Source organism: Aeromonas dhakensis (assembly GCF_000820305.1).
GTDB lineage: Bacteria > Pseudomonadota > Gammaproteobacteria > Enterobacterales > Aeromonadaceae > Aeromonas > Aeromonas dhakensis.
On record NZ_CDBH01000029.1, the window covers coordinates 65,077 to 89,486 of the forward strand.

General features: G+C 65.2%; 24 protein-coding genes. 14 read left to right on the forward strand and 10 right to left on the reverse strand.

Annotation, left to right across the window (positions count from 1 at the left end; all coding sequences use genetic code 11):
* Positions 1 to 54: 54 nt before the first annotated feature.
* A complete protein-coding gene (gene ilvA, locus BN1143_RS06405) occupies positions 55 to 1,575 on the forward strand; it encodes a threonine ammonia-lyase, biosynthetic (protein ID WP_042050038.1) in 1,521 nt (506 codons plus the stop codon).
* A gap of 245 nt (positions 1,576 to 1,820) precedes the next feature.
* On the forward strand, positions 1,821 to 2,927 hold the full coding sequence (ompA, locus tag BN1143_RS06410) for a porin OmpA (protein WP_042050039.1): 1,107 nt from the start codon (positions 1,821 to 1,823) through the stop codon (positions 2,925 to 2,927).
* 50 nt (positions 2,928 to 2,977) lie between these two features.
* Here ompA and BN1143_RS06415 read toward each other — a convergent pair whose 3' ends face one another.
* Complete coding sequence (locus BN1143_RS06415; protein ID WP_041203044.1) at positions 2,978 to 3,433, reverse strand: HPP family protein; 456 nt, start codon at positions 3,431 to 3,433, stop codon at positions 2,978 to 2,980.
* Positions 3,434 to 3,513: 80 nt separating this feature from the next.
* Between BN1143_RS06415 and BN1143_RS06420 the strand changes: the two genes are divergently transcribed.
* Both BN1143_RS06420 and BN1143_RS06425 read left to right on the forward strand, forming a co-directional pair.
* Positions 3,514 to 4,068 (forward strand): TetR/AcrR family transcriptional regulator, encoded by a 555-nt coding sequence (locus BN1143_RS06420; RefSeq protein ID WP_010635717.1) that lies wholly within the window; start codon positions 3,514 to 3,516, stop codon positions 4,066 to 4,068.
* A gap of 52 nt (positions 4,069 to 4,120) precedes the next feature.
* Positions 4,121 to 5,245: a hypothetical protein gene (locus BN1143_RS06425; protein ID WP_042050040.1), complete on the forward strand. Its 1,125-nt coding sequence runs from the start codon at positions 4,121 to 4,123 to the stop codon at positions 5,243 to 5,245.
* Between the two features lie 79 nt (positions 5,246 to 5,324).
* Here the strand turns inward: BN1143_RS06425 and priA are convergent, their stop codons facing one another.
* Complete coding sequence (priA, locus tag BN1143_RS06430) at positions 5,325 to 7,532, reverse strand: primosomal protein N' (RefSeq protein WP_082038460.1); 2,208 nt, start codon at positions 7,530 to 7,532, stop codon at positions 5,325 to 5,327.
* A gap of 148 nt (positions 7,533 to 7,680) precedes the next feature.
* Here priA and rpmE point away from each other — a divergent pair, with 148 nt between their 5' ends.
* The 3 genes from rpmE (at position 7,681) to BN1143_RS06445 (ending at position 10,894) form a co-directional block, all read left to right on the forward strand.
* Positions 7,681 to 7,896, forward strand: a complete 216-nt coding sequence (gene rpmE / locus BN1143_RS06435) for a 50S ribosomal protein L31 (protein WP_005306787.1) — start codon at positions 7,681 to 7,683, stop codon at positions 7,894 to 7,896.
* Between the two features lie 127 nt (positions 7,897 to 8,023).
* Positions 8,024 to 9,457, forward strand: coding sequence for a DUF2867 domain-containing protein (locus BN1143_RS06440; RefSeq protein ID WP_042050041.1), 1,434 nt, complete (start codon positions 8,024 to 8,026; stop codon positions 9,455 to 9,457).
* Between the two features lie 180 nt (positions 9,458 to 9,637).
* Positions 9,638 to 10,894 (forward strand): malic enzyme-like NAD(P)-binding protein, encoded by a 1,257-nt coding sequence (locus tag BN1143_RS06445; RefSeq protein ID WP_019840331.1) that lies wholly within the window; start codon positions 9,638 to 9,640, stop codon positions 10,892 to 10,894.
* 76 nt (positions 10,895 to 10,970) lie between these two features.
* Here BN1143_RS06445 and BN1143_RS06450 read toward each other — a convergent pair whose 3' ends face one another.
* From BN1143_RS06450 to trmA, 4 genes are all read right to left on the reverse strand, one after another.
* Positions 10,971 to 11,153 (reverse strand): hypothetical protein, encoded by a 183-nt coding sequence (locus BN1143_RS06450; RefSeq protein ID WP_010635722.1) that lies wholly within the window; start codon positions 11,151 to 11,153, stop codon positions 10,971 to 10,973.
* A 54-nt stretch (positions 11,154 to 11,207) separates the two neighbouring features.
* The gene (rstB, locus tag BN1143_RS06455; protein ID WP_017784236.1) at positions 11,208 to 12,533 is read right to left on the reverse strand and encodes a two-component system sensor histidine kinase RstB; all 1,326 of its coding nucleotides are present in this window, start codon (positions 12,531 to 12,533) and stop codon (positions 11,208 to 11,210) included.
* 116 nt (positions 12,534 to 12,649) lie between these two features.
* Positions 12,650 to 13,360 carry a two-component system response regulator RstA gene (gene rstA / locus BN1143_RS06460; protein ID WP_042050134.1) on the reverse strand — a complete coding sequence of 237 codons (711 nt, stop codon included), beginning with the start codon at positions 13,358 to 13,360 and terminating at the stop codon, positions 12,650 to 12,652.
* A gap of 148 nt (positions 13,361 to 13,508) precedes the next feature.
* Entirely contained in the window at positions 13,509 to 14,642 is a 1,134-nt protein-coding gene (gene trmA, locus BN1143_RS06465; protein WP_042050042.1) for a tRNA (uridine(54)-C5)-methyltransferase TrmA, read from the reverse strand.
* A 170-nt stretch (positions 14,643 to 14,812) separates the two neighbouring features.
* On the opposite strand from trmA, the gene BN1143_RS06470 reads away from it, so the two are divergent.
* The 7 genes from BN1143_RS06470 (at position 14,813) to BN1143_RS06500 (ending at position 21,064) form a co-directional block, all read left to right on the forward strand.
* Positions 14,813 to 15,955 (forward strand): DUF5610 domain-containing protein, encoded by a 1,143-nt coding sequence (locus tag BN1143_RS06470; RefSeq protein ID WP_042050043.1) that lies wholly within the window; start codon positions 14,813 to 14,815, stop codon positions 15,953 to 15,955.
* Positions 15,956 to 16,045: 90 nt separating this feature from the next.
* Positions 16,046 to 16,579, forward strand: coding sequence for an ATP--cob(I)alamin adenosyltransferase (locus BN1143_RS06475; protein WP_042050044.1), 534 nt, complete (start codon positions 16,046 to 16,048; stop codon positions 16,577 to 16,579).
* Positions 16,580 to 16,675: 96 nt separating this feature from the next.
* The gene (locus BN1143_RS06480) at positions 16,676 to 18,358 is read left to right on the forward strand and encodes an HAD-IIIC family phosphatase (RefSeq protein ID WP_042050045.1); all 1,683 of its coding nucleotides are present in this window, start codon (positions 16,676 to 16,678) and stop codon (positions 18,356 to 18,358) included.
* Positions 18,351 to 18,575 carry an acyl carrier protein gene (locus BN1143_RS06485; RefSeq protein ID WP_005306755.1) on the forward strand — a complete coding sequence of 75 codons (225 nt, stop codon included), beginning with the start codon at positions 18,351 to 18,353 and terminating at the stop codon, positions 18,573 to 18,575. Before BN1143_RS06480 ends, BN1143_RS06485 begins: the two co-directional genes overlap by 8 nt.
* A complete protein-coding gene (locus BN1143_RS06490) occupies positions 18,572 to 19,336 on the forward strand; it encodes an AAC(3) family N-acetyltransferase (protein ID WP_042050047.1) in 765 nt (254 codons plus the stop codon). The genes BN1143_RS06485 and BN1143_RS06490 overlap by 4 nt, the downstream gene beginning before the upstream one ends.
* Positions 19,326 to 19,730, forward strand: coding sequence for a VOC family protein (locus BN1143_RS06495; RefSeq protein ID WP_042050048.1), 405 nt, complete (start codon positions 19,326 to 19,328; stop codon positions 19,728 to 19,730). Before BN1143_RS06490 ends, BN1143_RS06495 begins: the two co-directional genes overlap by 11 nt.
* Positions 19,727 to 21,064, forward strand: a complete 1,338-nt coding sequence (locus BN1143_RS06500; RefSeq protein WP_042050049.1) for a DUF4910 domain-containing protein — start codon at positions 19,727 to 19,729, stop codon at positions 21,062 to 21,064. The genes BN1143_RS06495 and BN1143_RS06500 overlap by 4 nt, the downstream gene beginning before the upstream one ends.
* A 5-nt stretch (positions 21,065 to 21,069) precedes the next feature.
* Here the strand turns inward: BN1143_RS06500 and BN1143_RS06505 are convergent, their stop codons facing one another.
* Genes BN1143_RS06505 through pseI form a run of 4 tightly spaced genes read right to left on the reverse strand, consistent with a single transcriptional unit; the run spans position 21,070 to position 24,407 of the window.
* The gene (locus tag BN1143_RS06505; protein ID WP_042050050.1) at positions 21,070 to 21,816 is read right to left on the reverse strand and encodes a crotonobetainyl-CoA--carnitine CoA-transferase; all 747 of its coding nucleotides are present in this window, start codon (positions 21,814 to 21,816) and stop codon (positions 21,070 to 21,072) included.
* The gene (locus tag BN1143_RS06510) at positions 21,816 to 22,076 is read right to left on the reverse strand and encodes a hypothetical protein (RefSeq protein ID WP_042005608.1); all 261 of its coding nucleotides are present in this window, start codon (positions 22,074 to 22,076) and stop codon (positions 21,816 to 21,818) included. The genes BN1143_RS06505 and BN1143_RS06510 overlap by 1 nt, the downstream gene beginning before the upstream one ends.
* Positions 22,073 to 23,368 carry a motility associated factor glycosyltransferase family protein gene (locus tag BN1143_RS06515; protein ID WP_042050051.1) on the reverse strand — a complete coding sequence of 432 codons (1,296 nt, stop codon included), beginning with the start codon at positions 23,366 to 23,368 and terminating at the stop codon, positions 22,073 to 22,075. Before BN1143_RS06515 ends, BN1143_RS06510 begins: the two co-directional genes overlap by 4 nt.
* The gene (gene pseI / locus BN1143_RS06520) at positions 23,361 to 24,407 is read right to left on the reverse strand and encodes a pseudaminic acid synthase (RefSeq protein WP_042050052.1); all 1,047 of its coding nucleotides are present in this window, start codon (positions 24,405 to 24,407) and stop codon (positions 23,361 to 23,363) included. Before pseI ends, BN1143_RS06515 begins: the two co-directional genes overlap by 8 nt.
* Positions 24,408 to 24,410 lie beyond the last annotated feature (3 nt).

A 24,410-nucleotide genomic window follows, 5' to 3' on the forward strand; every position in this document is an offset into this window, starting at 1 on the left:
TGCGCCGACAAAGGGTTGATGTGGCGCGATCGCTCGATGCTGGGGGAATAACTCATGGTCTCTGCGGCGGATTATCTACGCAAGGTGCTGCTCTCCCCCGTCTACGAGGCGGCGCGGGTCACCCCCTTGCAAACCCTGAAAAAACTCTCCGAGCGGCTCGGCAATCACGTCAGCCTGAAGCGGGAGGATCTGCAACCGGTCCACTCCTTCAAGCTGCGCGGCGCCTATCACAAGATCGCCACCCTGACCCAGGAGCAGAAGGAGCGCGGCGTCATCGCCGCCTCTGCCGGCAACCACGCCCAGGGGGTCGCCCTGTCGGCCGCCAGGCTCGGCATCAAGGCGATCATCGTGATGCCCAAGACCACGCCGGACATCAAGATCGATGCGGTTCGCCGCCAGGGCGGCAACGTGCTGCTGTTTGGTAACAGCTTCGACGAGGCCTACGGCGAGAGCCGCCGTCTCGCCGAGTTGGAGGGCTACACCCTGATCCCGCCGTTTGACGACGTCGAGGTGATCGCCGGGCAGGGCACCATCGGCAAGGAGCTGCTGGAGCAGGATACCCATCTCACCCACGTCTTTGTGCCGGTGGGGGGCGGCGGGCTGGCCGCCGGGGTGGCGGTCTACATCAAACAGCTGCTGCCGGATGTGAAGGTGATCGGGGTGGAGGCGGAGGGCTCCGCCTCCCTCAAGGCTGCGCTGGCGGCCGGCGAGCCGGTCAATCTGGAGCGAGTCTCGCTGTTTGCGGACGGGGTGGCGGTCAAGCGCATCGGCGAGGAGACCTTTCGCCTCTGCAACCAGTATCTGGACGAGGTGGTGACCGTCTCCAACGACCAGATCTGCGCCGCGCTCAAAGACATCTTCGACGACTGCCGCGCCATTGCCGAGCCGTCGGGGGCCCTGTCGCTGGCGGGCCTCAAGGCCTACAGCGAGCGGGAGCAGGTCAAGGGTGGCCGGATGGCGGCCATTTTGTCCGGCGCCAACGTCAACTTCCACAGCCTGCGCTACGTGTCGGAGCGCTGCGAGATCGGCGAGAAGCGCGAGGGCATGCTGGCGGTGACCATCCCCGAGCGCAAGGGGGCCTTCCTCGACTTCTGCCGTCAGCTGGGGCCGCGCATGGTGACCGAGTTCAACTATCGCTACGCCGATGCCGAGCAGGCGTCGCTGTTCGTCTCGGTGCGCCTCACCGGCGGTGACGAGGAGCTGGGCCAGATCATCGATCAGCTCGGCGGCAATGGCTATCCGGTGGTCAACATGACCGAGAGCGAGCTGGCCAAGAACCACGTGCGTTACATGATTGGCGGCCGCCCTGCCCGGCCCCTCGGTGAACGTCTCTACAGCTTCAAGTTTCCGGAGCAGCCTGGCGCTTTGATGCGCTTTCTGGAGACCCTGGGTTGTCGCTGGAACATCAGCCTGTTCCACTACCGCAACCACGGTGCCGACTACGGCCGGGTGCTCTGCGCCTTCGAGCTGCCGGACGAGGACGTGGCCGCCTTCCACGACTACCTGCACGAGATTGGTTACGGCTGGAAAGAGGTGAGCGACGACCCCGCCTACCGGCTGTTTCTGGCCAGCTAGGTGCGTTGCAAACAACAAGAGGGAGGCCATCGGCCTCCCTTTTTCATGGCGCTGCCGGCGCACCCGCGGATACACCTGCATGGGGCGTTTTGCGGTCGGGAATGCCGGGCGCTTCACACTCTTGAGTCCCAAGTCATTTGAGGCTGACAACAGATGGGATAACCTGATGGGCGGGGCCGGGTTTGCCCCATCAGGGAAGAGAGGCGCAAGAGCGCCCATCACGACTCATTGCAGAGGCTTTTACCATGAACAAATCGATACTTGCCGTGCTGGTCAGCGGCCTGCTCGTCAGCGGGGCCGTGCAGGCTGCCGCTCAGGACAACACCTGGTACGTCGGCGGCAAGGCCGGCTGGTCCAAGTTTTTCGACGTGGATCAGAAGCAGGTCGTCTCCGACACCCTGGGGGCGTTGCAAAACACCAGCACCAGCAAGGATACGCTCGGGCTGGGCGCTTTTGCAGGCTATCAGCTCAACCCCAACCTGGGCTTCGAATTCGGCTATGACTGGTTCGGCAAGTACACCTCGTCCGGCGAATTGAGCGGGGTGAGGGTGGAAGGGGAAGCCAAGAGCCAGATGATCCAGACCACCATGAAGATAGGGTTCCCGGTCAACGATGCGCTGGATCTCTATGGCCGGATCGGCGGTGGCTACGCCTGGACCAACAGCGAACTGTCGGCCCAGACGGCCACTGACTTCATCAAGGATACCGGCAACAAGCATGGCGCCGTGTTCGTCGGGGCGCTGGGGGCCGAATACGCCATCGACCGTGACTGGGCCGCCCGCCTCGAATACCAGTACACCACCCCGCTCGGGGATACCTCCCTCGATCGTTCCGGCATCGAGATGGACAACGGCCTGCTGGCCTTCGCCATGCTCTATCGCTTCGGCCAGCAGGGCGGCGACGTGGCGGCGCCCACGCCGGCCCCGGCGGCGACACCTGCTCCCGCGGTGGTGGTGGTGCCCAAGACCTTCAGTCTGAGCTCGGACGTGCTGTTCGAGTTCAACAAGGCGACCCTGAAGCCGGCTGCCAGCCAGGCGCTCGACGCCCTGTTCAACCAGATAGTGGCGGCCAATCCGAAAGACGGGGTGGCGACCGTGATAGGCCACACCGATCGCATCGGCTCCGATGCCTACAACCAGGCGCTCTCCGAGCAGCGCGCCCGTAGCGTCGCCGACTACCTGATTGCGAAGGGGCTGTTTGCCGACAAGGTGCGGGTCGAGGGGCGTGGCAAGTCCTCACCGGTCACCGGCAACAACTGCAGCAGCGGCTCCAGACCGGCGCTGATCGCCTGCCTGGCACCGGATCGGCGGGTGGAAGTGCGACTGGAGGGGGTCTCCCAGCAGGCGCAATGACCAGGGTGTCAGCATGAACGACGAGGGAGGTCCAGGCCTCCCTCGTCTGTTTAGCCGGTACCAAGCCGTCGCTGCCATTTGACCCGCTGGAAGCCGTAGCCCAGCAGGATCAGCAGCAGGGCGCCGGGCAGCACCGTGTGCCACAGAAAGGGCCACTGTTGCCCCGTCATCAACACCAGCAGGGGGTTGGCGCCGGCGGGCGGGTGGATCAGATCCAGCCCCTGCATCAGCGCGATGGCCAGCCCCACGCCCAGGGCCAGTTGCAGCTCCAGCGGCAGGGGCAGCTCCTGTACCAGCAAGCCGACGGTGGCCGTCAGCAGATGTCCGCCAAGCACATTCCACGGCCGTGCCAGCGGGCTCGCCGGCAGGGAAAACAGCAGCACGCAGCTGGCCCCGAAGGGCGCCATGATCAGGGCGGCATGCCAGCTGATGTTCAACCAGCCCAGCACACCTATCGCCAGTGCCGCCCCCACTCCTGCCCACAAGGGGCCATACCATCTCGTCATCACGGTTTCCTTCTTGGTTTGTCAGCCGTGATTAGGCACATTAGGTAGACAGATCGGTGTACTTCAAGGGGAAAAACGCGATGAGCGAAAAACGGCAGCAGCTGATGGAGACGGCCTACCGTCTGTTCAACCGCCATGGTTTTCACGCCACCGGCATCGATCGCATCTGGGCGGAGGCCGGCAGCACCAAGCGCACCCTCTACCGCCATTTTCCCACCAAGGATGCCCTGATCGAGGAGGTGCTGCAGTCCCGCGAGCGGGAGTTTTTCGCCCTGCTGGAAGCGCGTCTGCAGGGACAGGAAGGGCGGGAGAGCCGTCTGCACGCTCTGTTCGACGGCTTCGGGGAGTGGTTTGGCCGCAGCGACTTCTATGGCTGCAACTTCATCAACGCCAGCGCCGAGTTTGCCGATCCCCGTCACCCGGTTCGCAAGCTGGTGGTGGCGCACAAGCAGGCGCTGCTGGACTGGGTCAGCACCAGGCTCGATTGCCACGAGGCACAAGCCACCGGCATCTGCCTGTTGTTGGAGGGGGCCGTGGTGATGGCGCACAGCTATCAGCAACCGCTGGCACTGGTGCAGGCAAGGTCGCTGGCATTGGCGCTGTTATGCGCCGACGGCGAGGCGTCTGCCGGCTGATATAGCCAATCGGTGTTAAGCCCGCCCCGGCCGCTGGTCGATAACTGACCAGATGTATGGCGCCGAGGGCGAAGATATGCGCATCGATCACTACGACCTCCAGGGGGAGGTGCAATACCAGCAGCAACAGGCCCAGGCCCGCAAGGTGCGCCGGCTCGGCCCCGTGCCGCCAGCCAGCCAGGTGCAGTCCCCTGCCACGGCGCCGGCGGACTCTGCACCCGTTGCTGCCAGCGGCAGCCAGCTCACCTTCACCCGCAGCAGCCTGCTGACGCTGCAGATGGCCAGCCGCAGCGCCGCCGGTGCGGTTCAGAGCGCTCCTGAACCGGCGTCGGCCAAGTCCACCGAGACCGGCAAGAGCGAACAGGATGGCATCCCTAACGACGGGCTCGACAATCGTCAGCGGCTCATCAAGCTGATGATCGAAGCCATGCTGGGCCACAAGATAGAGTTGCCGGAGCCCATCAAGCCGGCCGAGCAGGGCGCGGAGGGGGTGAGTACCCCGACGGGTGAGGGGACCCAGCCTGCTGCCGAGCCGGATCAGCTGGTGGAGGTGACCGACAGCCTGCTGCAAAAAGAGCAGCTCAACGTGGTGGCGGCGGCGAACTTGCAGACCCAGGATGGCCAGACCCTGCAGCTGGATCTGGGCTTTGTGCTGGACTGGCGCCAGCTCGACATCAGCCAGCGCCGCACCACCCTCAATGCCTTAAAGGATCCGCTGGTGCTCAGCCTGGACGGCAAGATAGCCGGCCTGACCGACGCCCGGGTCAATTTCGACCTCGATCAGGATGGCAAGGCCGACAGCCTGCCCGGCCTGAGTGAAGGGAGCGGCTTCGTGGCGCTGGATCGCAACGGCAACGGCACCATAGATGACGGCGGCGAGCTGTTCGGGGCCCGCTCCGGCAACGGGTTTGGCGAGCTGGCGACCCTGGATGAGGATGGCAACGGTGTGCTGGACGAGCGGGACAGCCAGTTCTCGGCGCTGCAGTTCTGGCAGCCGGACCAGTCACCCATCGCCCTGGTGGAGCTGGGGATCGGTGCCATCCTGCTGCATCCCCTCGACACCCCCTTCAACCATCTGGGGGAAAGCGGCAATCAGGGGGTGCTGCGTCAGTCCGGCCTCTATGTGACCGAGCAGGGCAAGGGAGGCTGGGTGCAGCAGGTCGACCTGCGAGTCTGAACCCTGCACCCGCATGGTAAACCCGGTCGCTGACGTTGCACGTTGGCGACCGCTTCACCCTCAGCAACCAGCACCTGACTCAATTCAGCTCGGTGGGGTCTATGTCGAGGCTCCAGCGTACCCGCTTGGTCTCGGGCCACCCCTCCAGCTCCTTCACCGCCCAATCCAGCAGCTGGGCCAGTGGCGCCCGGTTTGGCCCCTGCACCAGCAACTGCATGCGAAACTTGCCCGCCTTGCGTTCCATAAAGCCGCTGATGGGCCCCAGCACCTGCACATGTGGGTAGCGGGCGCTGCGCAGGGTGTCGGCGAGGCGGGCGAGGAACAGCTGCACCTCGTCGCGGCCGTTGGCCTCGGCCCGAAACAGCCCCTGATAGCTGAACGGGGGCAGCCCCAGCAGGCGGCGCTCCTTCAGCGCCGTGTCGGCGAAATGGCCGTAGCCATTCTGGGTCAGATCCTGCAGCAGGGCGTGTTCCGGATGGTGGCTCTGCAATACCACCAGCCCCGGCTTGCTGGCGCGACCGGCACGGCCCGCTACCTGGGTATAGAGCTGGGCCAGCTTTTCGGCGGCGCGAAAATCGGCGCTGAACAGGGCGCCATCCACATCCAGCAGCCCTACCAGTGTCACATCCGGGAAGTGGTGGCCCTTGGCCAGCATCTGGGTGCCGATCAGGATCTTGTACTTGCCCGCCTTGATGTCGCCGAGGTGGGTCTCCAGCTCCCCCTTGCGCCGGGTGTTGTCTCGATCGATGCGTACCACCGGATATTGCGGGAAAACGGTGCCGAGCAGCTGCTCCAGCTGTTCGGTGCCGACCCCGGATCCGATCAGATCAACGCTGCCACACTCGGGGCAGTGGTGGGGCAGGGGGCGCACACTGTCGCAGTGGTGGCAGTGCAGCCGTCGCCCGGCTTGGTGCCAGGTGTACCAGGCATCGCAGCGCTCGCAGGCGGCGCTCCAGCCGCACTGGTGGCAGATGAGGGCCGGGGCATAGCCACGACGGTTGAGGAACAGCATCACCTGGTTGCCGGCCGCCAGATGTTCTGCCATCAGCTGCTCCAGCTGGGGTGAGAGGCCGGCCTGCAGCCGCACGTTCTTGATGTCCAGGATCACCTGGCGGGCGGTCTGGGCGTTGCCGGCGCGCCGGGTCAGGCTGAGGTGGTGATACTTGCCGCTGCGGGCGTTGTGCAGCGTCTCCAGCGACGGGGTGGCCGAGCCCAGCAGGATCGGGATGCCGGCGCGATGGGCCCGCATCACCGCCAGATCCCGCGCGTGGTAACGAAAGCCGTCCTGCTGTTTGAAGGAGCCGTCGTGCTCCTCGTCGATGATGATGATGCCGAGGTCGTGAAACGGGGTGAACACCGCGGAGCGGGTGCCGATCAGGATGGCGGCACCGCCGTCGCGGCAGGCCAGCCAGGCGTCGAGCCGCTCCCGATCGTTCATGGCCGAGTTCATCGCCACCACGGGCACGTTGAAGCGGCGGCGAAAGCGGTTGATGGTCTGTGGGGTGAGGCCTATCTCCGGCACCATCACCAGCGCCTGCTTGCCCGCCTTGAGCAGGGGCTCGAGGATGCTCAGGTAGACCTCGGTCTTGCCGGAGCCGGTGATGCCGTCCAGCAAAAAGGCGCCGAACCTGTCGCTCTGGCTGGTGACGGCGGAGACCGCCAGCGCCTGCTCACCGTTGAGACGCAGCCCCTCGCCCGGCTCGAAGCGGGCGGCCCAGTCACCCTCATGGCTCGGCTCCAGCGAGCGCTTCTCCAGCAGCCCCTTCTTCTCCAGTGCGCTGAGTGCTGCACTCTGGATCTCCTCCTGCTTGAGGGCGGAGGGGGTCTGCGGCCCCTTGCGCAGCAAGGCGAGGGCCTGCTGCTGCTTGGCCGCCCGCTTGAGCTCGTTGAGATCTATGGCCATGCCGGCCTCGGTGGCAAACCAGAACTCCAGCTCGCGATAGGCGGCGGGCTCCCCCTTGCGCACCAGCACCGGCAGGGCGTGGGGCAGTACCTCCCCCAGTGGATGCTGGTAATAGCTGGCACTCCAGTTCATCAGCGCCAGAATATCCGGCCCCAGCACCGGCGCTGCGTCCAATACCCGCTTGATGGGTTTGAGCTTGTTGCGCGGTACCTGGCTCTCGGCCGGGTGATCCACCACCAGTCCGACCAAGGTTTGCGGGCCGAACGGGATCTCGACCCGGCAGCCGGGGGCAGGCAAGGGCAGGGGGGAGAGATAGTCGAAATGACGGCGTAACGGCACCGGCACAGCCACACGAACCAGATCCAGCGTTTGGGAAGAATTCACCAGAGATTGCCTATTTTTTCTGCGAAGCCACTTGCCTGATCTCAGGCATTTCCTATATTATTCGCAGCCTTTGAAACTGTGTTCAACAATCGTGTGGTGTCCGACAGAAGATCGGATGGCGACACGGCCTATTACTTTGAGGTTGTCCATGAAAGCTGGTATCCACCCTGACTACGTAGCCATCACCGCCAAGTGCTCTTGCGGTAACGTCATCAACACTTTCTCTACCGTTGGTAAAGATCTGAACCTGGACGTGTGCTCCGAGTGCCACCCGTTCTACACCGGCAAGCAGAAAGAAGTTTCTAGCGGCGGCCGCGTAGACAAGTTCAACAAGCGTTTCGGTGCGATGACCACCAAGAAGTAATTTTACTTCTGAAGAATTCTGAAAAAGGCGCCCGATGGGCGCCTTTTTTATTGGTCGGCGTTCTGTCAGGGCCCGCTTTGCCCTATGGTGGTGTGGTTGACGAGGGATGCAGAGCAGGAGCGAGTGAATGAGGAATTGTCTGGTGATGGGGGCGGCGGGTTACATAGGTTCTTACCTGGTGCCCCATCTGCAGGAGCTGGGTTATCGGGTGATTGCCGGGGCGCGGCGCCCCTGCCGGCTGCCGCCCGGGGTGGAGTTTCGCCTCGCCGACAGCCTCAAGCCCATCACCCTGTTGCCTGCGCTGGCGGGCATCGACACCGTCTTCTATCTGGTGCATGCCATGGGAGCGGGGGCAGACTTTCACCGGCTGGAGCAGCAGGGGGTGAAGAACTTCGCCGCCGCCGCCCGCGCCGCCGGGGTGCGCCGCATCATCTATCTCGGCGCCATCCAGCCCGAGCCCTGCAACAGCCGCCATCTCAACTCCCGCCGTCACTGTGGCGAGCTGTTTCGGGGGGCCGGCGTGCCGACGGTGGAGCTGCGCGCCGGCATCATCATTGGCCCCGGCTCGGCGGCGTTTGAGGTGATGCGGGATCTGGTGTTCAACCTGCCGCTGATGGTGACCCCCAAGTGGGTGCGCTCGCGCACGCCGCCAATTGCACTGTCCAACCTGTTGCACTATCTGGGCGGGCTGGTGGAGGCCGACGGGGTGGACGGCCAGATCTTCAACGCCGCCGGTCCCGAACTGCTCAGCTACCAGCAGCAGTTGCAGAAGTTTGCCGCCCATATCGGCAAGCGCTGCCCCATCATTCCCATCCCCTTCCTGAGCCCGCGCCTCTCCGCCTGGTGGCTGCAGTTCGTCACCTCGGTACCGCAACCTGTGGCCAAGGCGCTGGTGGGCGGCCTCAAGCACGACATCCCGGCCGATGACGGCTCGTTGCGGGCCCTGCTGCCGCAAACCCTACTCAGCTTCGACGAGGCGCTGGCGGAGAGCCTCTCTCTGGAGCAGCGGCTCGGCGCCGAACAGCAGGGGGAGGAGACCCCGCTCGGCCTGCGCTGGCGCCATCCCGAGTACGGCTTCTATGACCGCACCGCCAGCGGCGATGCCATCTGCCTCGCCTCGCCCGAGGTGGTGTGGCAGGTACTGCAGCAGCTGGGGGGCGAGCAGCGCTACTTCTACATGAACCAGCTGTGGGTGGTGCGTGAATGGATGGATCACCTGATCGGCGGCCCGGCCCTGACCCGTGGGCGCACCAACCCGGATCGCTTCGTGAAGGGGGACATGCTGGACTCCTGGCAGATCCTCGGGGTGGACGAGGGGCGTAGGCTGGATCTGCTGTTCAACATGCGGGCCCCCGGTGTCGGCCGGCTGGAGTTCAACATACTGCCGGAGGAGTCGGGGCTGACCCGGCTCAAGGTGACGGCCCACTGGCATCCGCAGGGGGCCTGGGGGCTGGCCTACTGGCTCGCCATGCTGCCGTTCCACCTCTTCATCTTCCAAGGAATGACGGAGGCGATCGCCCGGAAGGCGGAGGCCAGGGCGGGAATCCCCGTCATGGATTGAAACCATATCTATAACTAAATAGGTATTGGTGGGTGGTATGACATGCTGATTACTGGCTTGTCATTGGCGGGTTGGCGATACTTTCCTCTGTGAAAGCCCGGTGGTTTTCTTTATGATCCCCAGCCCTCGCCCGTGGGCGAGCCAATGCACCACTCATTCACTACCGTATCGGGGTCCCCCATGTCCGATCAGCAGCACGATCTCCGCCAACAGGCACTCGACTATCACGCCCAGCCCGTGCCGGGCAAAATCGCCATCGCCCTCACCAAGCCCGCCGAGACCGCCCGCGACCTGGCACTGGCCTACAGCCCGGGCGTCGCCGAGCCGGTGCGCGAGATCGCCGCCAACCCGGCCGATGCCTACCGTTATACCGGCAAGGGCAATCTGGTGGCCGTCATCTCCAACGGCACCGCCATTCTGGGGCTGGGCAATCTGGGCCCGCTGGCCTCCAAGCCAGTGATGGAGGGCAAGGCCCTGCTGTTCAAGCGCTTTGCCGGCATCGACGCCATCGACATCGAGGTGAAGCACGACACCAGCACCCAGTTCATCGACACGGTCGCCGCCATCGCCGACACCTTCGGTGGCATCAACCTGGAAGACATCAAGGCCCCCGAGTGCTTCGAGATTGAACAGGCGCTGATCGAGCGCTGCGACATCCCGGTGTTCCACGATGACCAGCACGGCACCGCCATCGTCACCGCCGCCGGCCTGCTCAACGCGCTGGAAGTGCAGGGCAAGCAGATTGGCGACAGCCGCATCGTCTGCATGGGTGCCGGCGCCGCCGCCACCGCCTGCATGGACCTGCTGATCAAGTGTGGCGCCAAGCCCCACAACATCTTCATGCTGGACCGTCAGGGCGTGATCCACAGCGGTCGCACCGATCTGAACCAGTACAAGCAGCGCTTCGCCAACGACACCCCTCTGCGCACCCTGATGGAGGTGATGGACGGGGCTGACGTGTTCGTCGGCGTCTCCGGCCCGGACGTGCTGCCTGCCGAGGCGGTGGCGCTGATGGCCGCCAACCCGGTGATCTTCGCCTGCTCCAACCCGGACCCCGAGATCAAGCCGGCGCTGGCCCACGGGGTACGTGGTGACCTCATCATGGGTACCGGTCGCTCCGACTACCCGAACCAGATCAACAACGTGCTCTGCTTCCCCTTCATCTTCCGCGGCGCTCTCGACGCCCGTGCCAGCCGCATCAACGATGCCATGAAGATTGCGGCGGTCGAGGCGATCCGTGGTCTGGCCAAGGAGCCGGTACCGGCCGAGGTGTTGACCGCCGCCGGCGTGAGCGAGCTCGCCTTCGGCAAGGACTACGTCATTCCCAAGCCGATGGATGCCCGTCTGCTGCCGCGCGTCGCCCGCGCCGTGGCGCTGGCAGCGGTGGAATCCGGTGTCGCCCGCATCGCCCTGCCGGCCGACTACATGCAGGGTTGAGTCACGGCAAGCGCGCAGAAAACAGAAGGGGCCCCATCTCGGGGCCCCTTTTCATTACGGGAAGCTTGCTGGTCGATTACTTGGTCTTGGGAGCAACCTTGACGGCCGGCGCCTTGGCGTGGGCAGCCTTGTGGTGTTTTTTCACGACCTTGGTCTGGGTAGCCTGGGGAGCGGCAGCCTTGGTCGGGGTGGCAGCCATGGTGAAGCCGGAGGTCAGGGCGAAGACAGCAGCCAGGCTCAGGGGGATCAGCTTGTTCATATTCCAGTTCCTCATTCGGGTTGATGACATGGAGCGTTTCTCCATGACTTCATCCTAGGGCTGTTCGACCTGTGGTTCAGTGAGTGACTGGTGACGGTTTGTATCCAAATGTACAGGCAGCATCAGGCAGAAACGGGCACCGCTGCTGCTTGGCAACAGCTGCACCTCGCCGCCGTGATGGCGGGCGATGCTGCGCACTATGGCCAGCCCCAGCCCGGCACCGCCGGTGCGTCGGTCCCGGCTCTGATCCAGCCGCACGAAGGGCTCGAAGATCTGCGGTGCCAATGCAGGATCGATGCCGGCACCGTCGTCGGCCACCTCCAGCAGATAGTGATCCTGCTGGCGCGCCATGCTGAGGGTGACCCGGCCGGCGGCGTGGCGCAGGGCGTTGCCGATGAGGTTCTCCAGCGCTCGATCGAGCAGGCGGATGTCGCCGCGCCAGGGCAGGGCCATGGCCGGGCGCACAAAGTCGAGCCGTTTGTCCGGTCGCAGCGCCTGCCAGTCGGCGAGGCGGCTGCCGGCCCAGCTGCCGAGCTCCAGCTCGCTGCACTGCAGCGGCAGCTCGGGGCGATCGAGCCTGGCGTAGGTGAGCATCTCCTCGATGAGGGCGTCCAGCGCGCCGAGATCCCGCTCCAGTCCCTGCTGCTCCTCGGCCGAGGGGGCGGGATCCAGCATGGCGAGCCGGTAGCGCAGCCGCACCAGCGGGGTGCGCAGCTCGTGGGCGATGGCGTCGGTCAGCTGCTTGCGGCTGGCCAGCATGGCCTGCAGCTGCTCGGTCATCTGGTCGAAGGTGCGGCCGACCCGACCCAGGCTGCTGCCGGGGGGCAAGCGGGTGCGGCAGGAGAGATCGCCGTCGCCGACCCGACGGGCGGTCTGTTCGAGCTGCTGCAGGCCGCGCCAGTGCGGGCGCAGCCAGAGCAGGATCGGCAGCCCCAGCGAGAGACCGATGGCCAGCAGCAGTCCCACGTCGACCCAGTGCAGCTCGTGCAGGTAGGAGAGATAGGGGACGGGGCCGACGATCAGCACCTGATCGGTGCCCGGAATGCGCTGCAGGAAGGTGTCATCCTCCTCGACGATGACGATGTTGCCGGCCTCCAGGAAGGCCTGATCCTCGCTGGCCAGCGGCTGGTTGGCGAGGGCGCCGATCTGCAGCGGCAGGGTGAGCTGGCGGCTCTGCTCCGCCATGCGGGCGGGCCAGTGTTCGGCCGGCAAGCGGGCCAGCTCGCCGGTGAGCAGGCCGAGAGAGCCCTGCATCATCCGCTCCAGATAGCGATCTCCCGCCCGCTCGGCGGTGACCTGATAGACCATGCCGACCAGCAGGATGGCTAGGGTGAAACAGCCGATCAGCAGCAGATAGAACTGGATAAACAGGCGTCGCATCGGGCTCTCCTCTTGCCTGGATTACGTCTGGGCATTGCCTTGTTGCCCCCTCATCCCCAACCCTTCTCCCGCAAGGGGATAAGGGAGCAGAGAGCATCAAGGTCATTCGGCGGGGCTTATTCCCAGGCGTGGGGTACCAGTAGATAACCCTTCTGGCGCACCGTCTTGATGCGGGTCGGGTTGCTGGTGTCGTCCCCCAGCTTGCGGCGCAGACGGGAGATGGCCACGTCCATGCTGCGATCCTGGCCGTCGTAGTCACGGCCGCGCAGGCTGCGAAACAGCGCCTCCCGCCCCAGGATCTGGCCGGCGTGGCAGGCCAGCTCCCACAGGAGATCGAAATCGGCGGTGGAGAGGGGGATGCTGTCGCCATCGAGGCGCACATCCCGGCCCGGCCCGTCGATCTGCAACCGGCCGAACTGCAGGCGCTGGGGCGGCGTACCGGCGACCACGGGTTGCGGGGCCTGTTGCCCCTGCTGGCGGAACTGGACCCGCAGCCGGGCCAGCAGCACGGGGGGCGGCGTGGTCTTGAGGATGTAGTCGTTGGCCCCCAGCTCCAGGCTCAGGATCTGGTTCATGTCGCTGTCGAGCGAAGTGAGCATGACGATGGGGCCGGCAAAGCGCGGGCGCAAATCCCGGCACAGGGAGAGACCATCCTGACCCGGCAGCATGATGTCGAGCAGCACCAGGTCCGGCTGCTCGGCCTCGACCCTGGCCAGCGCCAGATCGCCCCTCGGCTCCAGCAGCACTTCCATGTCGTGGCGGGCCAGCCAGCTGCTGATGAGCTGGCCTATCTCGGGATCATCTTCAACAAAAAGAATGCGTTGCATGGTGGCATGACACCCAGACTGTGGCGCGGATGCGCGTGCCGCCAGCATAGCGGCTCCGGCCGCCCCATGCACTGGGATAAATAATCAAACAGGGCCCGCGGGCCCTGTCTTGTCTTGCTGGTCGAGCGGGGGCTCTGCCCTGGCGGCATCAACCCGCCTTGCGCTTGAGATAGACGCCGGCTTCCATATGGTGAGTCCAGGGGAACTGATCGAACAGGGCGAAGCGGGCGATCTCGTGGGTGTCGCCGAGCACCGCCATGTTGGCCTGCAGGGTCTCGGGGTTGCAGGAGATGTAGAGGATGTTGTCGTAATCTTGCACCAGCTTGACGGTGGCGTCGTCGAGGCCGGCCCTGGGCGGGTCGACGAAGATGGTGTTGCACTGGTAGGCGGAGAGATCGACCCCCTTGAGGCGGTTGAACTCCCGCTCGCCGCGCATCGCCATGGTGAACTCCTCGGCCGACATGCGCAGGATGATCAGGTTGTCGACGCCGTTGGCGGCGATGTTGAACTGGGCGGAGTCCACGCTCGGCTTGGCGATCTCGGTGGCCAGCACCTTGCTAAAGTTCTGCGCCAGGGCGATGGAGAAGTTGCCGTTGCCGCAGTAGAGCTCCAGCAGGTCGCCCTCGCTCCCCCTGGTCACGTCCAGCGCCCAGCCCAGCATCTGTTCGTTGATAGCGGCGTTGGGTTGGGTGAAGCTGTTTTCCACCTGCTTGTAGATCAGCTCGCGCCCTTGCACATTCAACCGTTCGATGACGAACTCCTCCCCCAGGCAGATCTTCTGCTTGTGGGCGCGGCCAATCAGCTGCAGCTCGAACCCCTTGGCCCGCAGGTCGGCCTGCAGCGCCTCGGCGGCCTGCTGCCACTCGCTCTCCAGCTTGCGGTGATAGAGCAGGCTGACGCAGATCTGGCCGGACTGGGTGGAGAGGTAATCGATCTGGAACAGCTTGCGGCGCAGTACGGGGTGCGGGCGCAGCCCTTCCAGCAGCACCGGCATCAGCTGGTTGATGAGGCGGCTGGCGGTGGGGAACTGGTCGACCCGGATGATCTCCTTGGTGGCCGGCGCATACATGCAGTGGTACAGGTCGTCACCGTCGTGCCAGATGCGAAACTCGGCGCGCATCCGGTAGTGTTCGGCGGGGGAGGCGTGCACTTCCAGCGCAGGCAGGGTGAAGTCGGCAAACAACCCGCAGAGGCGCTCGCGCTTCTCGTCGAGCTGGGCCTGGTAGTCGGCCGGGGTTCGAAGGGGCGCCGGGTCGGCGGAAACCTGCTGGGATTGGGTCATGATTTACCTCACATGCACACCGGTCTGGCCGGGACGAAATCGGGGGAAGCCTGCGGCCACCCAAAGGGGCCCGATTTTAAAAGGCCGCTGCGGATTGTCCAGCATTTTGTGGTCAAGAAGTGTGCAGTCAGGCCGATAGCTGATCTACAGGCATGGTGGGAGGACACATTATGCAGATCGACGGAGTGGGCGCGGCCCAACCCAAGGGAGTGGGTGTTGCTCCCAAATCGCCCCAGCAGGCGGAATCAAAGCAGACCAACAACGAGGATGAAGTCTCGTTGCACAAGGCGCCGAAATGGGCGCAGGTGCTGGTGCAGCAGGCGCTGCAGTTCGCGCTGGAGATCAACGGCCAGGGCTACAAGGCGCCCAAGGCACAGGATCAGCCGGAGGCGGTGACCCCGGATACCCTGTTTGACTTCCAGTCGGTGGCCGACAACGTGCTGCAGTTCGTCACCGGCCGGCTGGGAGCTGCCCGGGCCGACGGCAAGTCGGACGACAGCCTGACCGGCATGATGGAGCAGGCCCGCAAGGGGGTGGACAAGGGCTTTGGCGACGCCAGAAAGCAGCTCGGCGACTGGGCAGACAACGAAGACATCAAGACCGGCATGGATCAGAGCTACAAGCTGATCCAGGAGGGGCTCGATCAGTTCGAGAAGGAGTTCTTCGGCAAGGTCTCCACCACTGATATGGGGCAGGCCGAGATGGCCAGCCGCCAGCAGGGCTCGCTGGAGATCCAGACCAAGGATGGTGACAAGGTGGTGCTGCGCTTCAACGACAGCTGGCAGACCAAGTCCCAGAAGGATGACAGCGGCAGCCAGTTCAGCCTCAAGTCGAGCCAGAGCTTCAGCTTCTCGCTGGAGGGCAACCTGAGCAGCGAGGAGATGGATTCCATCGGCAAGCTGGTCAAGGGGATCGACGATCTGGCCGGCAACTTTTTCTCCGGCAATTTCGACGACCTGTTGAAGAAGGCGGGCGAGCTGAAGCTGGATGACAGCCAGCTGGCCTCCTATTCGCTCAAGCTCAAGCAGAGCCTCAAGCTGAGCCAGACCTATCAGGGGGCGCACTCCCTGCAGGAGATGCTCAAGCCGCTGGCCGACTACCTGCCCAAGCTGGATCAGGTGCAGCAGCAGGCGGATGCCCTGCTGCCTGCATCCCAGCAGCAGGCGCTGACGCCGGCGGTACTGGCGGCCCGTGGCCAGAGCGATCCGGCCCAGGTGGGCAGTTTCACCAGCTTCAACCAGCGGATGCTGGATGCGCTGCGGATGATCGGCCAGTTCCAGCCGGCGACGGATGCCAGCAGCAAGAGCGTTTGAACCGTTTTGGATTGAGAAGGACCATGACCGGCCGTTTGCCAGCTCCTGCGGGGGCTGGCAAACTGGCCTTTTTCCCGATCCGGCCAGCCCATGAACCCGAAAAAGCCCAGAGACAAGCGCGAGCTTTGCTACCCCTTCATCTTCGAGACCCAGTTCCAGTGTGACTACGAGATCGCCACTGACGAGCTCTGCTGCCAGGTGGGCGCCGTGTTGTCACACCTGACTCCGGATGCCGAGATTGAGCCCATGCAGGCGGATCTCGCGGCGCTGCAGCGGCTTATCTACAACCTCAACGGCTCGGTGCGCGGCAGGCTCGGCATCTTCGAGGAGGATCTGGCGTGGCTGAAGGGGCGTTACGATCACTACAACGAGGCGAGCCGCGGCCGGGTGACCGGTTTCGTGCTGCCGCAAGGGCCGCAGCCGATCCCGACCCTGCATCTGTGCCGCTGCGGCAGCAAGAAGGTGGTGCGGCTGCTGGTGCGGCTGGAGGAGAGCGGGGTGCGCTTCGACCCCATCCTCTATCGTTTCGCCAACCTGCTGGCCAACTTCTTCTTCGTGCTGACTGTCTACCTCAAGCAGCTGTGGCAGGTGGAGGAGGTGCCCTACGTCAGCATCAACTACTGAATACGGCCAAAAAAGCTTTTGTTTTTCATGAAGATCAAACACGATCATCCCATTTTTCGGTTGCCGGGATGGTCCCGGTAGTGCAGGGGGAAGGTCATGACCATGCTTCATCTCAGTGGCAGTTCGTTCTTGATGCCGGGCAACCTCGCCTGGCGCCCCCTGGCTGAATACGGCGAAGTGCAGGTGGCCCCCCATGGCCAGTGGTTGCAGACCCTGATGAACCAGGGCGCCGAGGCTGCGGCCGGGACCCACATCATCATCTGGTTGTGGGAAGATCTGGTGCCTGCCCGGACCCTGCAGGAGTGGGGCCGTCTGGCGCAGGACGATCAGCAACTGGCGGTCGCCGCCTTCGTCGACGCGCTCTGCCAGCCTCTGTTGCAGCATCTGCAGCGCCGCCCGCAGGATCACCTGCTGGTGGGGGCCTGCAGCCATGCCCCGCTCTGTGTCTATGGCCCGGCCCCTGCCGTGCTCGCCGCGCTGGCCAGTGCGTTCGAGCAGCAGATGGCCCGCCTGCGCCTGCAGCAACCCGGCCTGGACGACCTGCATCTGCCGCTCTGGCTGCAGCAGCATGGCCACCAGCACTGCTTCGACCGGCGTAACCTCTATCTGATGTCCTGCCCCTTCTCCATGGCCGGTCTGGCCAGCCTGGCGCAGTGGATGCTTCCCTTGCTGCAGCGGTTGCAGCGACCCGCCCACAAGGTGTTGGTGCTCGACTGCGACAATACCCTGTGGGGCGGCGTGGTCGGTGAAGACGGTGTCGGCGGCGTCCTGCTGGGACAGGACGGGATGGGCCGGCTCTACCAGGCCTTCCAGCAGGCGGCCAGCCACTGGCACGGGCAGGGCATAGTGCTGGCGCTCTGCTCCAAGAATCTGGCGGACGATGTGTGGCGGCTGTTTGACGAGCATCCGGGCATGGTGCTGACACGGGCGCAGATCGCCGCCGCCGAAATCGGCTGGGAGCCCAAATCCCAGGGGCTGCAGCGGCTGGCAGCCCGCCTCAATGTCGGGCTGGACAGCCTGGTCTTCTGGGATGACAGCGAGCTGGAGCGAGCCGAGGTGCGGGCCAACTGCCCCGAGGTGCTGGTGATTACCCCGCCGGCCGATCTCTGGAGCTGGCCGGATGTCCTGCTGACGCTGCCGGCCCTGTGCAGTCGCCACCAGAGCCGGGATGACGGCCTGCGGCAGCACTCCTATCAGGCCCAGGCCGAGGCCGAGGCGGTGCGCCGGCAACTGGGCGACGAGCACGCCTTCCTGCGGCAATTGGCGTTGCAGGCCGACTGGCAGATGCTCTCCCCGGGCAACCAGTTGCGAGCCGAACAGCTCAGCCAGAAGACCAATCAGTTCAACCTCTCCGGCCGCCGCTATCAGGCGGCGGAGCTGGCCCGGCTGGCCGCCGAGGGGGGCTACGTCTGGCTGGCCGGCCTGCGAGACAGATTCGCCGATCACGGCATGACGGCGCTGCTGGTGGTGCGCCCGCTCGATGAGGGCAGGGCGCTGCTGGATACCCTGGCCATCAGCTGCCGGGTGCTGGGGCGCGGTTTCGAATACTGGCTGCTGGCGCAACTGGCCAACCATCTGCGGGCGCAAGGCGTGACCGAGCTGGTCATCAGCCTGGTTGCCACCACCCGCAACCAGCCGGCACGGGATTTTCTGGCGAGCCTGCCAACCCGGCCGATAACCACTCCAGCGGGGTTGCTGCCGCTGGCGGACGAGCTGTTCCTCAGTCTGGATCTCTGCTCTCTTTCTCTCCCGTTTTTGGAGTTTTATGCCAATGAATGACCTTATCGCGCTGGCACACCAGCAGTTCCCCCAGGCCAGCATCAACGCACAATCTGCCCTCGGCAGCTTTCCCGAGTGGGACTCTCTGGGGCACTTCAACCTGCTGTTGTTGGTCGAGCAGCACTATGCCGTGCGGTTCGAGCCGCAGGAGCTGGCCGAGTTGAAGAGCCTGGCCGACATCCAGCAAGCCTTGCAGAGTAAAGGGGTTGCCGTTTGAAACAGGCGCTCGAGCAGGCGCTGACCGAGCTGGGGATCCCCAGAGGCGGCGCCCTGATGGTGCACTCGGATGCCATGGTGGTGGCCCAGTTTGCCGGCATGGGCAACGCCGCGGGTATCGCGGCCTTCTGGACATGCCTCGAGCAGTGGCTGGGCGGGCACCTGCTGGTGCCGACCTTCAGTTACAGCCCGATGGCGGACGAGTGCTTCGACCCTGCGCAGACCCCGAGCAAGGTGGGCTTGATGACGGAGCTGTTCCGCCAGCGCGAAGGGGTGGTGCGCACGCGGGATCCCGTCTTCAGCATGGCAATCAGCGGCCCGCAGGGGCCTGCGCTGGTGGCCCGGGAGTGTCACGACTGTTTCGGTCAGGAGAGCCCGTTCGGCTGGCTGGCGGAGCAGGACGGCTGGCTGCTGGGGCTGGGTTGCCACCCCGACCGCATCACCTTCACCCACTACGTGGAGCAGCGGCTGGCCGTCCCCTACCGCTATCACAAGATGTTTGCGGGCCAGGTGCGCGTCGACGGCCAGGTGCGGGAGTGGCAGGCGGATTACTATGTGCGCGACCTGTCGCTGGCCAGCGAAATCGATCTCTCCCGGCTGGTGGCCCTGCTGCAGGAGCGGGGCGTCTGGCGCCAGACGCTGTGCCAGCGGGTGCCGGTCTGGGCGGTATCGTGCCGCGACTTCATCCTGGCTGCCGGCGAGTTGCTGGCGGCGGCCCCATACGCCCTGATCCGGGCGGGAGGAGAGTCCCATGCAGTTTGATCACATCGGACTGGTGGTGCCGGACCTGGCGAGCGGGGTGGCCTATTGCTGCGACGTGCTGGGGCTGAGCCGCTTCTCGGCGGCGGTGGAAGATCCGCTGCAACGGGTCTGGGTGCAGTTCGCGCACGACGATCATGGTCTCTGCTACGAGCTGGTCGCCCCGGCCGGCGAGGAGAGCCCGGTCGCTCAGGTGCTCAAGACCCGGCGCAACGTTATCAACCACCTTGCCTATCGGGTGAGCAACCTGCAGGAGAGTGCCGAACGGCTGCGCACACAGCGCCACCTGCCCCTCGGGCCCAGCCAGCCGGCCATCGCGTTTGGCGGCGCCCACGTCCAGTTTTTCCTGAGCCCCCTTGGCCACATTGTCGAATTGATCGAGGCACCCACCCCATGAGTTTTTCACCCAAGAGCGGCTATCTGCCCACCGACTGGGACGACCAGGCACAAGTCGGTGAACAGCTGCATCGGCTGCTCACCCTGTTGTTTCCGCTCAACCGCAGCCTGACCGGGGACGGGGTTCGGCAGTCGCTGGCCCTGTGGCGCGAGCACTGCCTGCCCGAGCTGCAGATCCATGAAGTAGCCAGCGGCACCGAGTGCTTCGACTGGACCGTGCCTGACGAGTGGAACGTGCGGGAGGCCTACATAGTGGGGCCGGATGGACGCAGGGTGGTGGATTTCCAGGATCACAATCTGCATCTGGTCGGCTACTCGGAGCCGGTGCGCTGCACCCTCTCGCTGGCCGAGCTGCAACCCCATCTTCACTCTATGCCCGAGCAGCCGGATGCCATTCCCTATGTGACCTCCTACTACAAGCGCCGCTGGGGCTTCTGTCTGCCCCATCGGCTGCGAGAGGCGCTGCCGGAGGGAGAATATCAGGTGGTGATCGATGCCACCCTGGCCCCGGGTTCGCTCACCTATGGCGACTGGGTGCTGCCGGGGGAGAGCGAGCAGGAGATCCTGCTGTCGAGCTACACCTGCCACCCCTCCATGGCCAACAACGAGCTCTCCGGCCCCTGCGTCGGCGTCTTCCTGATGGCCTGGCTGGCGTCACTGCCCACACGTCGCTACAGCTACCGGCTGATGCTGGTGCCCGAAACCCTGGGGGCCATCGTCTATCTCTCTCGCCATCTGGACCAGCTCAAGCAGCACACTCTGGCCGGGTTCAACCTGACCTGTCTTGGCGATGACCGCGGCTACTCCTTCCTGCCTTCCCGCCAGGGCAACACGCTGGCGGATCGCATCGGTCGCCATGTGCTCGGTCATCTGGCGCCGGGCTACAAGGCTTACAGCTTTCTGGAGCGTGGCTCCAACGAGCGGCAGCTGTGCGCGCCCGGCATCGATCTGCCGGTCACCTCGGTGATGCGCAGTCGATACGGCTGTTATGCCGAGTACCACACCTCGCTCGATGACCTCTCGCTGGTGACGCCGGCCGGTCTGGCCGGTGGCTTCATGGCGCTGCGCCGGGCCATCGAGTGTCTGGAGCTGGACGAGCGCTGCGAGGTCACCGTGCTGGGCGAGCCTCAGCTCGGCAAGCGGGGGCTCTACCCGGATTTGTCGACCCGCTATTCGGGCTGGCGGGTGCGGGAGATGATGAATCTGCTGGCCTACAGCGACGGCAAGCTGACCCTGTTCGAGATTGCCGAGACCATAGGGGCGCCATTCTGGCGGGTGGAGCCGCTGGCGCGGATGCTGCTGGATGCCGGGCTGCTGCGTCGCCTCAGCCCGTAACCGGACTACTCGATCACCAGATAGGCCGGGCCCGGGTTGTGCGGGGTGCGGCGGATGGCGTAGCGATCCAGCCCCAGCACCTCCTTGAGGGCCAGAGTCTCCCCCGGAAAGGCGGGCCAGTTGAGCTCATCGAATGCCAGCACAGATCCCTTGGTCAGGTGCGGCTTGATGAGCTCGAGGCAGCGGCGGGTCGGCTCGTAGAGATCAAAGTCAAAATAGGCCAGCGCAACCATGGTCTCCGGCTGACGAGCCAGATAGGCCGGCAGCGTCTCGGTCACATCCCCCTTCACCAGCTCATGTTTGACGATATGGTCCAGAGGACTTTCCGCCTCATGGGCTGTGAGCAGTTGGGCCAGATGCTGCTCGTAGCCCGGCGTTACCCCGTAGGCGCCGGGCTGGATGGCGGCGTCGCTGCCATCTTGCGGGGCGTGGGAAGGGAAGCCGCTGAAGGTATCGAACCCCACCAGTTTGCGGTTGTAGTTGTAAGGCTCATACATGCCGCGAAACGAGGAGAAGAGCGCCAGGTTCTGACCCCAGCGGGTGCCGAAATCCATGATGACGCCGTGGACCGGCACGATCTTCTGATACAGCTCGTGCATGAACAGGATGCGGGAGAGCGACTGGCGCTTGAGGTAGAGGCCCAGGTTGTTCTGTAGCTCGGCTGCAGGCAATGGGCTGGCGTGCAGCAACTCGCTGAAGGTCTGGCGGCGTGACAGCTCTTGCTCGGAGGCGTTGGACATGGCCTTGATCATCAATGGTCTCCTGTGGGGGTGTCGCCGGCCGGGGTCGACAGGCAGTGCACCACTTCATATTCGAGGTAGTCGGCCAGCCCCAGCCAGTCCTGGCGCTCCTGGCACTGCAGCAGGGCAGCCACCAGTCCCGGTGGCAGGTTGCCCTGTTCGGTGAGCACCTCTTGCAGCAGCTCCGGCAATGCCTGACTCGCGGCGACCGACTGCCCCAGCCGAAACTGGTGCGCCAGGGCGGTGAGGCGGGTGATCTGGCCGTTTTTCATTGCACGTACTCCGGGTGATAGTGGCAGCCGGCGATCTCTGCTCCCTCCCTGCTGCAGTTCCAGAACTGCACCTCGGGGTGGCGCGCTATGTAGCGCTCGAGCTCGGTGCGGTAGGCGGAAAAGTTCGGATTGGTCTTGACCCGCCGGCCATGGCCGTCGAGGGTCCAGCTGAGCGCCAGCGCGGCGCTGGGGCCGAGCGCACCGTCGGCCCAGCCAGAGTGGGTGAGCTCGCCGGGAAAGGCGAAGTCGGTGCCCAGCAGGATGACCTGGCGGCAACCCATCTGCACGGCGAGATCCACGGCGGGATGAATGACGCTGCCGCCCGAGTGCAGCACGCCCTTGGGGAGCGTCTGTCGCAGTTGTTGATACATGGGGCTGCGAGAGTAGGCGGTCTTGCGCGGCCCCTGCCAGGCCAGCAGGGCTGCCGTGGGAACCGTGGGGTAATAGACCAGGGTGGTCTGGGCCGACTGGGCGGCGGGTAGCCGGTTGCCGTGGATGGCGTCATCTATGGTGACGACGATGTCGGGCCGGATGCCGTGGCCAAGCAAAAACGCCAGCGCGGTATCGACGCTGATCAGCAGGTAGTCCTGCCGACGGCTCTGCAACTGGGCCTGCAGGGTGGCCAGGTTGTGCTGCAGGGTCGGGCCGCTCGCCACGATCAGCGCCTGCTTGCCCTGGGCCAGACCGAACAGGGAGGCTACGTCGCCGTCTCCGGCCACCAGTTCACGGTTTTCGGCCAGCCGCCGGGTGACGTCGGGGTGTTCGGCGTCGAACCTGGCCCGGGCGAACGGCAAGTCTATTTCACTCACCAGCCGGTCGCGGATGCGGGCGGCGGCATCCTCCACCAGCAGCAGCTCGGGCGGCAGGGCGAAGAAGGGCAGCCGCACCTCCCCCTCGTCGCCGGCCATCATCAGCTCGACCCTGGGGTCCGTCAGCCAGTCCTGCTGGTCCAGCAGCCGCAGCACCAGGGCAAACAGGGCGCCATTCATGATCTTCACTTCCAGCCGCTTGAGGCTGCTGCGCCCCAGCAGGGCGCGCGGCAGATCGCCGAGCCCGGTGCCGTAGAGGTGCAGCACAGCTTGCTCGGGCAGGCTGGCGGCCTGCAGTTCGGCCTCTTTCACCCGATCGTGCCGGCTGGTGAGCTGGATGCCGTGGAGGCTGAGGGTGGAGCCGAGCCCCTCGGTCAGCTCGGCCGGCAGGCTTTCCACGTCCTGTGCCAGCAGGCGGGGCCAGAGGGCGGGCCAGCGCTGACTGATGAGCCTGCCGTGCTGGTTGAAGAGATCATCACTCATCCTTGTCTATCCACTCCCAGCTCAGCGGTTGATTGGCACTCAGGCTGCGGTTGACCCGCTTGCCGATGAGCCGATCGTAATCGGCCGGGGGCAGGCCGAGGGCGGGGCGCACCGACTTGATGTGCTCTGCGGTGAGCACCTCGCCGGCGGCCATCTCCTTGACCAGATAGAGGGAGCGGCGAAACGCGCGGTTGCCCTGTTCACTGGCGGTGAGCTGGTAATCGGCCACCCCGAGGGCGGCATGGGCGGTATTGACCGAGGCCACCAGCTCGGTGAGTTCGGCCGGTTCCATGGAGAAGGCGCAATCCGGCCCGCCGTCGGCGCGGGCCAGGGTGAAGTGTTTCTCGATGAGGGTGGCCCCGAGCGCGGTGGCGGCGATGGCCGTGGCCGATCCCAGGGTGTGATCGGAGAGCCCCACCTCGACCCCGAAGCGCTGGCGCAACATAGGGATGGTACGCAGGTTGTATTCGGCGGCCGGCGCCGGATAGCCGCTGACGCAGTGCAGCAGGGCCAGCTGGCCGTTGCCGTGCTTGAGTGCCATCTCGACCGCGGCGGCGATCTCGGCCTCGTTCGCCATGCCGGTGGACATGATGAGCGGCTTGCCGGTCTGGGCGGCATAGCGGATGAGGGGCAGGTCCACCAGCTCGAAGGAGGCGATCTTGTAGGCCGGACAGTTAAGGGATTCCAGCAGATCCACCGCGCTGAAGTCGAACGGACTGCTGAATACCGTCAGTCCCAGCTCCCGCCCCTTGGCAAACAGCGCTTGGTGCCACTCCCAGGGGGTGTGCGCCCACTGGTAGAGGTCGTACAGGTTGTGACCATCCCAGAGGCCGCCGTGGATCTGGAACTCGGGCCTGTCACTGTTGAGGGTGATGGTGTCGGGCCTATAGGTCTGCAGCTTGACCGCGCTGGCCCCGGCCTCCTTGGCGGCGGTCATGATGGCCAATGCGCGATCCAGGTTGCCGTTGTGGTTGGCCGACAGCTCGGCGATCACGTAGGGAGCCTGCGTCGGGCCGATGGATTGATGGGCGATCTGCATCTG